This is a genomic window from Actinoplanes sp. NPDC051513 (genome assembly GCF_044454685.1).
In the GTDB taxonomy this organism is placed as follows: Bacteria; Actinomycetota; Actinomycetes; order Mycobacteriales; family Micromonosporaceae; genus Actinoplanes.
Genome location: NZ_JBITDW010000024.1, coordinates 66,985 through 80,598, shown reverse-complemented (window position 1 = coordinate 80,598; position 13,614 = coordinate 66,985). Strand labels below are relative to the sequence as shown.

At 70.0% G+C, this 13,614-nt stretch carries 12 protein-coding genes and 1 pseudogene; 5 read left to right on the top strand and 8 right to left on the bottom strand.

Annotation, left to right across the window (positions count from 1 at the left end; translation table 11 throughout):
- Positions 1-235 precede the first annotated feature (235 nt).
- Complete coding sequence (locus ACIA5D_RS41920; RefSeq protein ID WP_396036154.1) at positions 236-859, top strand: maleylpyruvate isomerase N-terminal domain-containing protein; 624 nt, start codon at positions 236-238, stop codon at positions 857-859.
- A gap of 43 nt (positions 860-902) precedes the next feature.
- On the opposite strand, the gene ACIA5D_RS41915 is transcribed toward ACIA5D_RS41920, so the two are convergent.
- From ACIA5D_RS41915 to ACIA5D_RS41905, 3 genes and pseudogenes are all read right to left on the bottom strand, one after another.
- Complete coding sequence (locus ACIA5D_RS41915) at positions 903-980, bottom strand: hypothetical protein (RefSeq protein WP_396036233.1); 78 nt, start codon at positions 978-980, stop codon at positions 903-905.
- A gap of 202 nt (positions 981-1,182) precedes the next feature.
- Positions 1,183-1,563: pseudogene (locus tag ACIA5D_RS41910) on the bottom strand (lysostaphin resistance A-like protein); the annotation flags it as partial.
- A gap of 327 nt (positions 1,564-1,890) precedes the next feature.
- Entirely contained in the window at positions 1,891-2,790 is a 900-nt protein-coding gene (locus ACIA5D_RS41905; protein ID WP_396036153.1) for a LysR substrate-binding domain-containing protein, read from the bottom strand.
- Positions 2,791-2,881: 91 nt separating this feature from the next.
- Between ACIA5D_RS41905 and ACIA5D_RS41900 the strand changes: the two genes are divergently transcribed.
- The 4 genes from ACIA5D_RS41900 (at position 2,882) to ACIA5D_RS41885 (ending at position 6,346) form a co-directional block, all read left to right on the top strand.
- A complete protein-coding gene (locus ACIA5D_RS41900; RefSeq protein ID WP_396036152.1) occupies positions 2,882-3,679 on the top strand; it encodes a GNAT family N-acetyltransferase in 798 nt (265 codons plus the stop codon).
- A gap of 246 nt (positions 3,680-3,925) precedes the next feature.
- Positions 3,926-4,591 (top strand): DUF4097 family beta strand repeat-containing protein, encoded by a 666-nt coding sequence (locus ACIA5D_RS41895; RefSeq protein ID WP_396036151.1) that lies wholly within the window; start codon positions 3,926-3,928, stop codon positions 4,589-4,591.
- Positions 4,592-4,622: 31 nt separating this feature from the next.
- Entirely contained in the window at positions 4,623-5,558 is a 936-nt protein-coding gene (locus ACIA5D_RS41890) for an ATP-binding cassette domain-containing protein (RefSeq protein ID WP_396036150.1), read from the top strand.
- Positions 5,555-6,346, top strand: coding sequence for an ABC transporter permease (locus ACIA5D_RS41885; RefSeq protein WP_396036149.1), 792 nt, complete (start codon positions 5,555-5,557; stop codon positions 6,344-6,346). The genes ACIA5D_RS41890 and ACIA5D_RS41885 overlap by 4 nt, the downstream gene beginning before the upstream one ends.
- 39 nt (positions 6,347-6,385) lie before the next feature.
- Here the strand turns inward: ACIA5D_RS41885 and ACIA5D_RS41880 are convergent, their stop codons facing one another.
- Genes ACIA5D_RS41880 through ACIA5D_RS41860 form a run of 5 tightly spaced genes read right to left on the bottom strand, consistent with a single transcriptional unit; the run spans position 6,386 to position 13,559 of the window.
- Positions 6,386-7,195, bottom strand: a complete 810-nt coding sequence (locus ACIA5D_RS41880) for a carbohydrate ABC transporter permease (protein ID WP_396036148.1) — start codon at positions 7,193-7,195, stop codon at positions 6,386-6,388.
- The gene (locus ACIA5D_RS41875) at positions 7,192-8,076 is read right to left on the bottom strand and encodes a carbohydrate ABC transporter permease (protein ID WP_396036147.1); all 885 of its coding nucleotides are present in this window, start codon (positions 8,074-8,076) and stop codon (positions 7,192-7,194) included. Before ACIA5D_RS41875 ends, ACIA5D_RS41880 begins: the two co-directional genes overlap by 4 nt.
- On the bottom strand, positions 8,076-9,377 hold the full coding sequence (locus ACIA5D_RS41870) for an ABC transporter substrate-binding protein (protein ID WP_396036146.1): 1,302 nt from the start codon (positions 9,375-9,377) through the stop codon (positions 8,076-8,078). The genes ACIA5D_RS41875 and ACIA5D_RS41870 overlap by 1 nt, the downstream gene beginning before the upstream one ends.
- A complete protein-coding gene (locus ACIA5D_RS41865; protein WP_396036145.1) occupies positions 9,374-11,416 on the bottom strand; it encodes a glycoside hydrolase family 36 protein in 2,043 nt (680 codons plus the stop codon). Before ACIA5D_RS41865 ends, ACIA5D_RS41870 begins: the two co-directional genes overlap by 4 nt.
- Positions 11,417-11,438: 22 nt before the next feature.
- Positions 11,439-13,559: a carbohydrate-binding protein gene (locus ACIA5D_RS41860; RefSeq protein WP_396036144.1), complete on the bottom strand. Its 2,121-nt coding sequence runs from the start codon at positions 13,557-13,559 to the stop codon at positions 11,439-11,441.
- Positions 13,560-13,614 lie beyond the last annotated feature (55 nt).

The window sequence follows — 13,614 nt, the reverse complement described above, 5'->3', positions numbered from 1 at the left end:
ACCCTGTGCGCGCGGCGCGGGTGGGCCGCTGATGAGATCCTCGTGGCGGCGTGCGCGGCCCACCCGGCGTCAGATCGCGCCGCGTCTTTGACCTGGTCACGCGGCTGGGATTCGCTCCACGGCCGGCTGCGCCGGATGGCCCTCGCCGAGACCCACGCCCATCTTTGGCACCTCGCGGACATCGAAATGGTCGCGCCTACTCACGGTGACCCCGCGTTGTGGCTAAGGTCGAGCAATGTCCATCGATGACCGTCTCACCACACTCGACGCGCTCTGGTCGGTCTGGGCCGGGACCGGGAAGGGGCTGACCGAAGCCGACTGGCGGCGGCCCACCCGGCTCGACGGCTGGGACCTGCGGGCCCTCTGGGCGCACTCGGCCGCATGGCCGTTCGGATTCTCGATCCTCGTCGGCCGGGTCACCGACGCGCCGGCCACCCACGCCACCGCGGCGGCGCTGCTCGGCGAGTTCAACGTCCCGGACGGGATCGCCAACACGACGCGTGACCGGGTCGCCGATTCGGGGCGCGAAGACGCCGAGAAGTACACGGTCGAACAGCTGGTCGACCAGTTCGCCACGACCGGGCCGCACGCGATCGCGCAGGCGCGGCAGCTCGGGGACGTGTCGATCGACTACTTCGGCCGGGCGGTGCTGCCCCTCGGCGAGGCGGTCAGCATCGGCATCCTCGAGGCGACCGTCCACCTGCTCGACGTGCAGCGGGCGCTCGGCCACGAGCCGGACGTGCCGGCCGACGGGCTCGCGCACACCGCGGAGGTGATCGCGCACATCGCGCCGCCCGTCGACTTCATCGAGGCCGCGACCGGCCGGGCGTCAACCGACCTCTTCCCGGTCATGTCCTAGAGCCGCCCGCGACCTGCGTCCCAAGCCGATCGGAGATCCTTCGTCACATGTAGGCGTGCCCGTGCCGCCAGTAGCCCACGAAGTCAAGGTGCGCCTTGTCGAAGCCGCGCTCCTCGACCAGGTGCCGCCGCGCCTACGAGGGCACCGTTCCGGTCATTCCGGCCGCCGGCGAGCAAGCGGCGCTGCAGAAAGATCACCACCATCGCGTACGCGACGAGCGCCGGAACGTCGATCGCGACCAGTTGCCACGGCATGTCCGCCGCGGTCTCGTCCGTGCTCAGGTCGCCGAAGGCGGCCATCAGCAGCGTGCCGAGCAGGTTGTTGGCCACGTGCAGCGCGATCGCCGCTTCGAGGCCGCCGGTCCGCACCGTCAGCCAGCCCGCGACGACCCCGAACACCACCAGGTCGGCGAAGCCCCACGGCGTGCCCCAGCCGTGCAGCGCGGCGAAGACGACGGCCTGCACCGCGATCGGCAGCCACGGTCGACGGCAGTAGGCACCGATCGCCTGCATCAGCCAGCCCCGGATGACGTACTCCTCGGCCGCCGCCTGCACCGGCACCACGTGCACCACGACGAGCGCCGACACCAGGAATGTCCGCCAGCCCACGAGTTCGGTGGCATCCCCGGCGGATTCGGGAACCAGCACGGCCGCGATCCCCAGCAGGACCACGACCGCGACCGCCGCGACGCCGAAGCAGGCCATCATCCACGGCCACCGCAGCCGTCCCGCCACCGACGAGAGCGTCCCGGCCGGTCGGCCCTGTATCCAGCGCGCCGCCGCGAACGTGGGCGGCAGCAGCGCCGCGACCGCGAGGAACGTCAGCGCCAGCTCGGTGAGCGGGCCCAGCGTCGGCAGCCCGGCGTCGTCGAGGGGCCGGCCGGCGATCACGGCAACGATCATCGCGACGAGGAACATCCCGATCGCCAGGGCGAGACCGCCCGCCAGGATGAACAGCGTGCCCAGCACCGATTTCCACCAGCGGAGCTGTGGCGTGCGAGCCAGGCGGTGGTAATCGGTTGTCGGCATGCCTCAAAGTGTCGCGGGCGGAGACAACAGCGCGTCGCCGGCGGCTCGGAGGAAGGCGCGGATCAGCGAGGTCTCCCCGGCGCTGCGCCACACCGGCGCGTACGGCAGGACCGGTCCATCGGTGATGGGCAGGAAGGTGACGTCGCTGCGCAGCCGGGAGTAGGCCGAGTACTCCCCGATCGGTGAGATGACGCTGCCGGCGCTGATGGCCGTGAAGGCCTCCGCGAGGGTGGCCACGGTGACTCCGGGCCGGACGGGCCGGCCCGCCGGTGTCACGGCCGGGGTGTGCGCCTGCCACACGTAGTCGGGAATGGGCCCGTCCGGATACACCACCGGGTAGTCGCCGAGAACCTCCATGTCGACCCGGTCCCGGCCGGCCAGCGGGTGATCCGGCGCGACGGCCAGCACCAGCCGCTCGGTGAACAGTTCCGGCCCCACGACGAGGTCGGGCTCGCGGACGGGCAGCCAGAGCACCCCGACGTCGATCCGGCCGGCGCGCAGCCCACTGAACGGGTCGGTCGGGAGGACCTCGCGCATGCGCAACTCACATCCCGGGTGCCGCTGCCGGAACAGATCGAGGACGGCCGCGATCTTCTGGTGGTGGATGTCGAACGTGCCGACGGTCAGGGTGCCGGCTTGCCCGCGAGCGGCGGCAGTCGCTTCCTCGATGCCGGCCATGATCTCGCCGTAGCCCGCGGCGAGCCGGTCGCGGAGCCGCTCGCCGAGCGGGGTGAGCCGCACGCTGCGGCTGGTCCGCTCGAAGAGGGCGCCGCCGATCCGGCGCTCCTGCTGCTTGATCGACTGACTCACCCGCGCCTGGGACACCCGGAGGCGCTCGGCCGTGCGCCCGAAGTGCAGCTCCTCGGCCAGCGCCAGAAAGATCTCGATGTCGCGTAGCTCCACCAGGCCATCTCTCCCATCGATAACCGGTGGCTAATCCGGCGGTTCAATCTTTCACATTGTTCGGCGCCGATGGCCCGGCGATCGTGGTGCCATGCGGGAACCCTTGATCGACATCGTGGCGGCGCCGGAGCAACCCGGGGGCGCACGGTGGCAGGCGGTGGCGCTGGGCGGCTCCGTCGCCGGGGTGGCCGGCCTGCGGCCGACCATACCGCTGCCGGCCCTCTCGGACCCGGGGCCGGACGCCGCCGAGCTGACGCTGTACGTGGAACCGGAGTGGCGGCGGCGCGGGATCGGCTCCCGGCTGCTGGCCGCCGTCCGGGAACACAGCGCCGCGCCACGCCTGCTCGCGGACGTGACCGCGGGCTCGCCGGCGGAGGCGTTCTGCCGCCGGCACGGCTTTCGCCACACCCTGTCCCGGCGCCACGACCTGCTCACCTACTGCGATGTTCACCAGGCCTGGCTGGGTGAGCTGGTCGACGCCGAGCACCCCGGCTACCGCCTGATCCACTGGACCGGCCACCTTCCCGGCGCCCCCGACATCCAGGATCTGCTGCGCAGCCCGAGCCACCCCGGCAACGCCGTGCTGACCGCGGCGGACGCGGACGGCGACCTGGCGGCCTACGCCGTGGCGGTGGTTGGCCGGCCCGCTGAGCCCCGCGCCCGTCAGTACGGACCGGCCGTGCTTCCCGGCCATCACGGACGGCGGCTCGGGCTCTGGGTCAATGCCGCCCTGATCCAGCGGCTGCGCGAGATCCACCCCCAGATCACCGAGATCGAAACCGCCGCCGCCGGGGACGATCCCGTCCTGCCGGCCGCACGCCGGCACCTCGGCTTCCATCCCGTCCGGCGAACTCGGCTCTACGAGCTGCGGGAGCGAGGCCGGTCGTGAACAGCACCAGGTTCTGGCTGCTTGCCGCCGGCGCGTTGTTCCGGCGTGTGTCGGCGCCGTCGCGTTCATTCCCTAGCCAATGCAACGACCCAACGCGGGGACGTTGCATTAGAAACAGTGCCATTGCAATGAAATCCTGGCGCTGGCCTGCTGTTATTCTATCTGCACGCAACAAGGCAGTTGCCGGGCTGGTGAACGCAACGTAGCGTTTCGCACATCAGAAACACCGAGCGCAAGGAGCCGGCAATGCAGAAGTTCGATACCCCCGCCCCGATCACCGCCGTCCTCGACATCCCCGCCGGGCGCGTCCAGCTCATCGCCGGCGACCGGGCCGACACCGCCGTCGAGGTCCGGCCCACGGATGCCTCGAAGGGCCGCGACGTGCAGGTGGCCGCGCAGACCACGGTCGAGTACGCCGACGGCGTCCTGCGCATCCGCACCTCCGAGCCCGCGAACAAGCTCATCGGCCACTCCGGATCGGTCGAGGTCACCGTCGAGCTGCCCGCCGGCTCTCGGGTCGAGGGCAGGTCCGCCGCCGCCGAGCTGCGCGGCGTCGGCCGCCTCGGCGAGGTCGCGTTCGACGGCGCGTACCGCGAGATCAAGATCGACGAAGCCGCGAGCCTGCGCCTCGCCGCGATCGACGGCGACGTCGAGGTCGGGCGGCTGGGCGGCTCCGCCGAGATCAGCACCGCTCGCGGCGACATCCGGATCGCCGAGGCCGTGGGCGGCACGGTCGTCCTGACCACCCAGTCCGGCGACATCTCGGTCGACGCCGCCAACGGGGTCTCGGCCGCCCTGGACGCCGGCACCGGCTACGGCCGCGTGAGCAACGCCCTCAAGAACGACGGCGCCGTCGAGCTCGGCATCCGCGCCACCACCTCCCACGGCGACATCACCGCCCGCAGTCTCTGAAACGCCCGCAGTCTCTGAAGGAGCACTCATCATGACCAACCTGGCCATCGCGGCGAACGGGCTGCGCAAGTCGTACGGCGACAAGGTCGTGCTCGACGGCATCGACCTGGTCGTGCCCGAAGGAACGATCTTCTCCCTGCTGGGCCCGAACGGCGCCGGCAAGACCACCGCCGTCAAGATCCTCTCCACCCTCATCACCAAGGACGGCGGCGACGTCCGGGTGGGCGGCCATGACCTGACCGCCGACCCGCAGGCGGTCCGGGCCTCGATCGGCGTCACCGGCCAGTTCTCGGCCGTCGACGGCCTGATCACCGGTGAGGAGAACATGCTGCTCATGGCGGACCTGCACCACCTGCCCCGCCGCGAGGGCGCCCGCGTCGCCGCCGAGCTGCTGCAGCGCTTCGACCTGGTCGAGGCCGCGAGCAAGCCCGCCTCCACCTACTCGGGCGGCATGAAGCGCCGCCTCGACATCGCGATGACCCTGGTCGGCAGCCCACGGATCATCTTCCTCGACGAGCCCACCACCGGCCTCGACCCCCGCAGCCGGCACACCATGTGGCAGATCATCCGTCAGCTCGTCGCCGACGGCGTCACCGTCTTCCTCACCACGCAGTACCTGGACGAGGCCGACGAGCTCGCCGACCGCATCGCCGTGCTCCACGACGGGAAGATCGCGGCCGAGGGCACCGCCGGTGAGCTGAAGCGGCTCGTTCCGGGCGGGCATGTCCGGCTCCGCTTCACCGACCCCGCCGCCTATCAGCACGCCGCCCTCACCCTGTCCGACGCGGCCGGCGACGACGAGGCGCTGTCGCTGCAGATCCCGAGCGGCGGCAGCCAGCGCGAGCTGCGCGCCGTCCTCGACCGGCTGGACTCCGCCGCCATCGAGGCGGACGAGCTGACCGTGCACACCCCCGACCTCGACGACGTCTTCTTCGCCCTGACCCAGCCCATGGAGGCCCTCCGATGAGCACTCTCGCCCTCGCCGCCCGCGACTCGTCCACGATGCTGCGCCGCAACCTCCTGCACGCGCGGCGGTACCCGTCGCTCACTCTGAACCTGCTGCTCACCCCGATCATGCTGTTGCTGTTGTTCGTCTTCATCTTCGGCGACACGCTGAGCGCGGGCATCGACGGCGGTCCACCCGACCGCGCCAAGTACATCGCGTATCTCGTCCCCGGCCTGCTGCTGATGACCATCGGCAGCACCGTGATCGGGACGGCGGTCTCCGTCTCCAACGACATGACCGAGGGCATCATCGCCCGTTTCCGCACGATGGCGATCCATCGCGGCTCGGTGATCGTCGGGCATGTGATCGGCAGCGTCCTGCAGTCGGTCATGAGCGTCGTGCTCGTCGGCGCGGTCGCCGTGGCCATCGGCTTCCGCTCCACCGACGCCACCGCCCTGGACTGGCTGGCGGCGTTCGGGCTGCTCGTCCTGTTCGCCCTGGCGCTCACCTGGATCGCGGTCGGCATGGGCCTGGTCAGCCCGAACGCCGAGGCCGCCAGCAACAACGCGATGCCGCTGATCCTGCTGCCGCTGCTGTCCAGCGCCTTCGTCCCGGTCGACTCGATGCCGGGCTGGTTCCAGCCGATCGCCGAGTACCAGCCGTTCACGCCGGCCATCGAGACCCTGCGGGGCCTGCTGCTCGGCACCGAGATCGGTCACAACGGGTGGCTCGCCGTCGCCTGGTGCGTGGGCCTCACGGTGCTCGGCTACTTCTGGTCGACCTCGAAGTTCAACAACGACCCCAAGTAACACCTGAAGGCGGCGTACACCTCGGTGTACGCCGCCTTTCTATTTGACCGCGCCGCCGGTGATGCCGGAGATGAGCCGGCGCTGGGCCACCGCGAAGACCGCCACCAACGGCAGGCTCATCAGCATCACGTACGCGAAGATCAGGTGCCAGTTGTTGAGGTAGAGCCCCGCGCTCGCCACCCGGAACAGGTTGAGCGGCAAGGTGTCCAGCCGCCCGCCCACCACGAAGAAGGCGTAGAACACGTCGTTCCAGACGTACAGGCAGATCAGGATCGTGGCGGTCGCCAGCACCGGCCGCAGCAGCGGCAGCACCACCCGCCGGAAGACCAGCACCGGCCCGGCCCCGTCGATCTGCGCCGCCTCCTCGAGCGCCACCGGGATCGTACGGACGAAGCCGGTGACGAAGAAGATCACCGTCGAGAGGTAGATGCCGAGGTAGACGCAGATCATTCCGATCACCGTCCCGGCCAGCCCGAGCTGCCGCAGCAACAGCACCACCGTCACGACGGCCGGCGGCAGGATGATCCCGCTGATGCCCAGCGCGTACAGCGTCGCGGTGAGCCGCGACGACCGCCGGGCCAGCACCCACGCCGCCATCGACCCGAGAATCAGCACCAGCACGACCGTGGGCGCCACGATCAGCATGCTGCCGAAGAAAGCGGCCGGCACGTCGGCCTGGGTCCACACCTCCCGCAGGTTGTCGAGCAGCTGCCAGTGCGAGGGCAGCGAGAGGTCGGGGTCGACCGCCTCGCCCTGCGACTTCCCGGCCGTCACCACGACCAGCCACAGCGGAACCCCGATGAGAACCGCCGTCAACAACAGAGCCGCGAACGGCTGCACCCGCCTCACAGGATCTCCTCCCGCTTGCGCAGCACGTAGATGACCGGGACGGCCAGCAGCGCCACCATCAGGAACAACACCAGACTCATCGTGGTGGCCTGGGCGAACAGCCCCTGACCGAACGTTCGGTAGATGAAGATGTTGAGGATCTCGGTGGTCCGGGCCGGGCCGCCGCCGGTGGTCGCCTGGACGATGTCGAAGCCGTTCATCGAGCCGAGCAGCGCGGTCGCGACGTTGAAGGTGACCGCGGGCGCAAGCAGCGGCGCCCGGATCCGCCAGAACGACCGCCATCGCGAGGCGCCGTCGATCGAGGCCGCCTCCACCAGGTCGAGCGGGATGGTCTTGAGCCCGGCCAGGTAGATCAGCATCGACAGGCCCATCCACTTCCAGGCGTGGATCAGCGACACGACCAGCAGCGTCCAGGTCGTGTCGGCGAGCAGGCCGCTCGGCTTGAGCAGGGCCTGGAAGATGTAGCCGACGGCGAGCGCCGACATCAGCACCGGCAGCAGGAAGAACGTCCGCGCGATCCGGTTGACCAGGGTGTCCCGTTCGAGCAGCACCGCCAGCCCGAAGCCGAAGACATTCTGGAAAATCGCGACCAGGACGGCGTACTCGAGGGTGATCCGCAGCGACCGCCAGAGCGTGCCGTCCGCGGCCAGCGACGTGAAGTTGTCGAACCCGACCGGGTTGATCGCGCTCTTGAAACCGGACCAGTCGGTGAACGCGTACACGAAATTGAAGACGGTCGGCAGCACGAAGAACACGACCAGGACGGCGTACGCGGGAAGCAGAAACCACAACGGATGGGTGACCCGGCCGATGGGTTTCCCCGTGCGGCGCGGCGGTGTCGCCGGCCGCACGGGGGCCCGGGAGACGGTTGCGGTGGCCATCAGAAACCCGTGGCGCCGGCGGCCTTGGCGAGCTGGGCGAACTGGTCCTGGGTGGCCTTGGCGACCTGGTCGGGGGTCATGGTTCCGGCGATCATGTCGGCCAGGTTGATGTAGAGGTCGGGGTTGGCGACGGCGAGCGCCTGCATCGAGCCGACCGAGTCCGCGAGCGATGCGTGCACGTCGAGCAGCGCCTGCGGCACGCCCGCGGGGTTCGCGACGCCGGTCTCCAGCGAAACGGTCTTCCGGTCGGTCACGAAATCGGAATAACCAGGGCCCATCCAGTACGCGAGGAGCTGACGCGCCGCCGCTTCCCGCTTGCTGTCGCCGGTCTTGAACGCGACCAGCGCGTTCGACTGGTCGGGGATGAAGGTCCCCATGTTGCCGGACGGCGAGATCGGGAAGAAGCCGATCTTCTTGTCCAGCGTCGCGGTGTCGGCCTTGGCCTGCAGCTGCCCGAAGAACGAGTTGACCTGCACGACCATCGCGGCCTTGCCGTCGAGCAACGCCGCGCCCTGATCCTCGAATTTCGCGGTCCTGATGTCTTTGTTGAACAATCCTTCGCCGATCAGCGCCTGGTACTTCTTGATGGCGTCCACGACGGTCGGGTCGGTGAACTTCTCCGAGCCGTTGTTGATCCGGTCCCACAGGCCGCTCTTGGCGGCGTCGGCGAGCTGCACCTGCACCCACCACTGGGTGGCCCACCGGTCGGCGCCCATCTCGTAGAAGGGCGTGACCCCCTTGCCCTTGAGCTGCCGGGCCAGGGCGATCATGTCGTCGAAGCTCTTGGGCGTCGCGGCGATCCCGTTGGCCGCGAAAATTTCCTTGTTGTAGTAGACGCCCTCGACGGCCGGACTGGTCACCAGCGCCGCGTAGCGGGTGTCGCCGAGCAGCCCGGTGATGTCGCGCAGTTTCGGATCCAGCGCCGGAAGCCACGGCGCGCCGGTGAGCGGCTGCAGGTTGGCCTTCGCGTTGATCGCGGTGAGCATGGACGCGGTCGGCTGCCAGAACGCGAGGTCCGGTTTGTCGCCGGTGGCGACCTTGGTCTGCACGCCCTGTTCGTAGGGGTCGGGCACGGTGACGACCTGCACGGTCGCGCCGGTCGCCTGCTGGAAGCCCTCGATCACCTTGGCCGGCACGGTGTTGCTGTTCTGCGCGGCCCAGATGGTGAGCTTGACCCCGTCGAGCTTGGCGGCCGGGTCGGCCCAGGTGGTGTCGCCGCTCGACGTGGTCGTGGCGCCGGGGTCGCTGCAGGCCCCGAGGAGCAGCGCGACACCGGCAAGGGCGCTGAGTATGCGTTTCATAGCGATCCTTCGGTCGGGAGTTCATTCGGGAGGAGGCGGAACAGCCGGGCGGAGAAGGGCTCGTCGCCGGTCGCGGTGACGGTGAGCCCGCCCGGCGACCACGCGGTGGTCCAGGCCGGCAACCCGCGGGGGTAGAGCGCGTCGGCCGTGACGCGCTGGGAGAACGGAAGGGTGACGCTGGGTGTGGCGCCCGGTCGGCGCCACAACGCCAGGTAGGTGACGCCCGGGGCACGCAGGGCGACCGCCAGCCAGGCGTCGTCCCACGCGGGCAGGCCGAGGGGCCAGGCGGGCGCCGCGGTCGCGATCTCGCCGCGAATTTTCCGGTACGTGTCGACGCCGTCGCCCACGAGCCGCCGCTGCCCACCGCTCATGGCGTCGAGCCGCCCGGAGAGGTAGAGCCGGCCGGCGAGGCCGGTGACCATCGTGTACGCGATCTGCTCGTCGGTCATCTCGGGTTGCGGATAGGCCCAGTTGGCCGCCTGCTCGGGCAGCACCGACAGCGGCGCGGCCACCGCGATCGGCGGGTAGCGGCGCCAGTCCTGCTGGTCGCTGGTGGATTGCAGCTGCATGCGGCTGAGCAGCGCGTAGTCGGCCCGCATCCCGCCGGACGCGCAATTTTCCAGGATCAGCCCCGGATGCCGGTCGAGCAGGGCGTCGAGCCAGGCGAGGTGGGCCCGGTTGTGGCCGAGCAGCCCCGCGCCGACGCTGCCCGCTTCGAGATCGGTGCCGGCGCCCGGGTCGATGTTGTAGTCGAGCTTGAGATAGCCGACCCCGAGCTGCTCGACGAGCCGGTCGACCACCTCGTCGAGATGCCCGACCGCCGCCGGGTGCCGCAGGTCGAGGTGGAACCGGCCGTGCTCGACCAGCCGCACCCCGCCGCGCTGCAGGAAAGCCTCGTCGGGCAGCTTGTCGCGCATCGGGCTGTGCACGCCGATCACCTCGGGCTCGAGCCACAACCCGGCCACCATGCCGCGGCCGCGGATCCGGGCGATGACCTCCTCGATGCCCCGCGGGAACCGGGTCTGTGACGGCTGCCATTCGCCGACGCTGTCCCACCAGGCGGCGCTGTTGTCGTACCAGCCGGCATCCACGCAGAACACCTCGGCGCCGGTCTCGGCGGCCGCGTCGATGAGCGGCAACAGCTTGGCCGTGGTCGGGTCGCCCATCAGCGTGTTCATGTAGTCGTTGAAGACGACCGGAAGCTCGGCCCGGTCGAGGTGCGGCCGGATCAGGTGCCGGCGGTGCGCGGTCATCTCGGCGACCGCGCCCTCGAGGCCTTGCGACGAAACCGCCAGCGAGACCGGCACGGTGGTGAAGGACTCCCCCGGCGCGAGCCACTGCTGCCATTGGTGGTCGATGTCGGTGGGCCCGAGCAACGCCACATAGGCGCCGGCGAGCCGCTCGCCGGTCTCCCACCGCCACGGGCCGTTGTGCTCGACCTGCCAGATCCAGGCGTCGCCGCGCCGCCGGTCGATCAGGCCGCCGACCGGCAGGTGCGAGCCGGTCGACCAGGTGCCGGTGCTGACCCGCGCGAGCCGGCCGCGGCCGGACTGGCCGTGGAGCAGCAGGCCGAGGTCGGGCACGAGCCCGTCGCGCAGCGCCTGCCTCGTCCACCGGCCCTCGCCGAGCCATTCGCTCGCGCCGGACACCAGGTCGAGATCGGCGATCGGGTGGGTGTCGCCGAGGCCGAGGGCGAGCGAGGTGACGCCGAGCAGCAGGATCGGCTCGGCGCCCTCGTTCGTCAGGGTCGTGGTGGCCTGGCAGGCGGCGACGCCGCCCGCCGAGCGGAGGGTCACCCGGGCGGCCAGCCCGCTGCCGGCGTCGCGCTGGTCGAGCCGCAGCTCGTGAAAGTTTCCGTCGCGACTCTCCGCGTGGCCGGTGTAGCGCAGGCCCCGGCCGATCGCCGTGTCCGCGAACCGCTGCGAGACATGCGCCCGGCCGAAACCGGCGGCGAGCACTTCGACCAGCGCCTGCCCGCCCCACGAGAGGGGCGCGTCCTCCGGCGCGTCGATGACGAACCGGCCCCAGGTGACCCTCACTGTGTTACTCCCCGTGGTGTGCTCAGCCGACCGGCGCGGCGATCTGGATGCGGTCGATGTTCGGCGCGTAACCGCTGGAGGCGTTGCCGAACGTGATGGTGTTGGCGCCGGCGGCCAGGTCCACGTTGACGACCCGGGTCCAGTAGTTCGACCAGCCGAGCGTGTTGCGGAAGTAGACCTTCTTCGCCGCGCCGCCGTTGACGCTGATCTCGGCGTACCGGTCGACGATGTTGCTGTTGTAGTTGGTGGCGCCGTCGCCGAGCTCGCCGTTCGCGTAGCCGACGACCGTGCGATAGCGACCGGCCGCGGCGACGCTGATTCCGTTGAAACGCATCGTGTTCGCACTTCCGGCGCCCAGCCACCCGACGTACTTGCCGCCCGACGCCGCGGCGTCACTCACGACGACCGCGGTTCCGCTCAACGTGTTGCCCTCGGCCTCATAGGCCGTCACGGTTCCGCTTGTCGCCGCCACATCCAGGTAATCCAGATTGACGGCGTCGCGGTCGTCGCTCGCGTAGGCGTTGTACTCGACGCGGCTGATGCCGGCCGGCAGGTAGACCTTGGTGGTGGCGGTTTTCCACGTGTTCCAGTCGGCGGTTCCCGGCAGGGCGACCGTCGTCAGGTCGCTCCCGTTGAGCCGGAGCCTGACCGAACGGTCGGTAGGTGCGCCGGTGTAAGGGCCGGCCGAGTAGCGGATCCCCAGGTTGTAGTAGCCGTCCGAGGGCACCGAGACGACGAATTTCGTGCTCGCCGTGGTGCTGGCGCCGTACCCCTCGACGAAATAGGTGCTCACGATTTTCGCGGTGCCGCCGATGGCGGCATATTCCGCCTCGTAGCGGCGGGCGGGAGCGACGTCACCGTTGGGCGTCACGATGATCTGGTACGCCGATTGGCCCTTGAGCCCGGTCAGCGGAACCGTGACCTGCGCGCCCGCGGAGGCGAAGTCGCCCTCCTTGACCACGTACGGCCCGGCCGACGGGTTGAGGCCCGAGGTGTCGACGCCCCAGACCGTCGCGTGCACGGTCGTCCCCAGGTAAGACGGGATGCCCTTGACCACGACGTTGGTGTCGTATGTGCCGGACGCCGGGTTGTTGCCGCCGAAAATCACCCGGGCCTGTTTCTTGCCGGCGTCGACCGCGGCCAGTCCCTGCAGCGACCCGCCGGCGGGCGGCGTCACGGCGACGGTGTTGCCGGTCAGCTCGCCGTACCACTTGTAGAGCCACCATCCGCCGGTCGCCTGGTTGTTGTGGGTGACCAGGTCGTTGAGCCCGCCCGCGGTGGTCCAGTACGCGAGGCAGCCGTCCACCTTGCTCGCCTCGAACTTCGCCACGAACTGGACGAGGTTGCCCGGGACGCCGAGGTCGCCGGACGATCGGCCGTACTCGTTGATGGTGATCGGCCTTCGGCTGACGCCGAGATTCGTCTCGATCGCGCGGTAGTCGTCGTAGTGGCTCTGCCAGCTGGTGAAGAAGTCGTTGCCGAGCTCGTGCCAGGTCATCACGTCGGGGAGAACGCCGTTGTCACGGGCGTACGTGAGAAAGGTCCGCAGGTCGGCCGAGCGATAGGAGGCGAAGTTGGGCCCGGCGATGCGGGCGGTGGAGTCGATCGACCGAATCTTCTGGAACACGGTCTTCCAGTCGGCCAGCAGCCCGCTCAGATTGCCGGAGTACCAGATGCCGTCGGGCTCGTTGAACGGGACGTAGACGTAGGAGCTCCGGTACGGGTCGGCGACCACCTTGCGGGTGATCGTGTCCACCTTGGCCAGGTAGTCGGCGATCCCGAGGTTCTCGTACGGCCACTGCTTGTAGACGTCCTGCATGTAGATCTGGATGTCGCGGCCGCCGGTGCGCTTGAACATCGGGGCGATCTTGAGGGCATCGCCGTTGGGGTGTTGCAGCCCGTCCGGGGCCTTCTGGGCGGTCACCTGCGGTTTCAGGGCCGCCAGCATGGTCTCGTCGGGGATGCCCTCGTCGCCGAGCCCGTACAGGAAGCCGGTCGCGCCGTAGCGCAGCGCTCCCGTGCTCGTCGCCAGATCCAAGGTGAGCGTCGACGCCGCCGCGCTCGCCGGGGTGGCGATCGGCGTGACCGCGCTGGTGGCTGCCAGCGCAAGCACGCCGATGATGGCTGCTCTTCTCGATCTCATGGCCCTCCCTTTGGCCGATGTGACCGGTCACATTGTCGGTCATGAGTGTGACCGG

Coding starts and splice junctions, on each gene's coding strand:
- ACIA5D_RS41895 (WP_396036151.1), top strand. CDS start 3,926: ATGCAGAAGTTCGATACCCCCGCCCCGATCACCGCCGTCCTCGACATC.
- ACIA5D_RS41920 (WP_396036154.1), top strand. CDS start 236: ATGTCCATCGATGACCGTCTCACCACACTCGACGCGCTCTGGTCGGTC.
- ACIA5D_RS41870 (WP_396036146.1), bottom strand. CDS start 9,377: ATGAAACGCATACTCAGCGCCCTTGCCGGTGTCGCGCTGCTCCTCGGG.
- ACIA5D_RS41885 (WP_396036149.1), top strand. CDS start 5,555: ATGAGCACTCTCGCCCTCGCCGCCCGCGACTCGTCCACGATGCTGCGC.
- ACIA5D_RS41875 (WP_396036147.1), bottom strand. CDS start 8,076: ATGGCCACCGCAACCGTCTCCCGGGCCCCCGTGCGGCCGGCGACACCG.
- ACIA5D_RS41890 (WP_396036150.1), top strand. CDS start 4,623: ATGACCAACCTGGCCATCGCGGCGAACGGGCTGCGCAAGTCGTACGGC.
- ACIA5D_RS41900 (WP_396036152.1), top strand. CDS start 2,882: ATGCGGGAACCCTTGATCGACATCGTGGCGGCGCCGGAGCAACCCGGG.
- ACIA5D_RS41860 (WP_396036144.1), bottom strand. CDS start 13,559: ATGAGATCGAGAAGAGCAGCCATCATCGGCGTGCTTGCGCTGGCAGCC.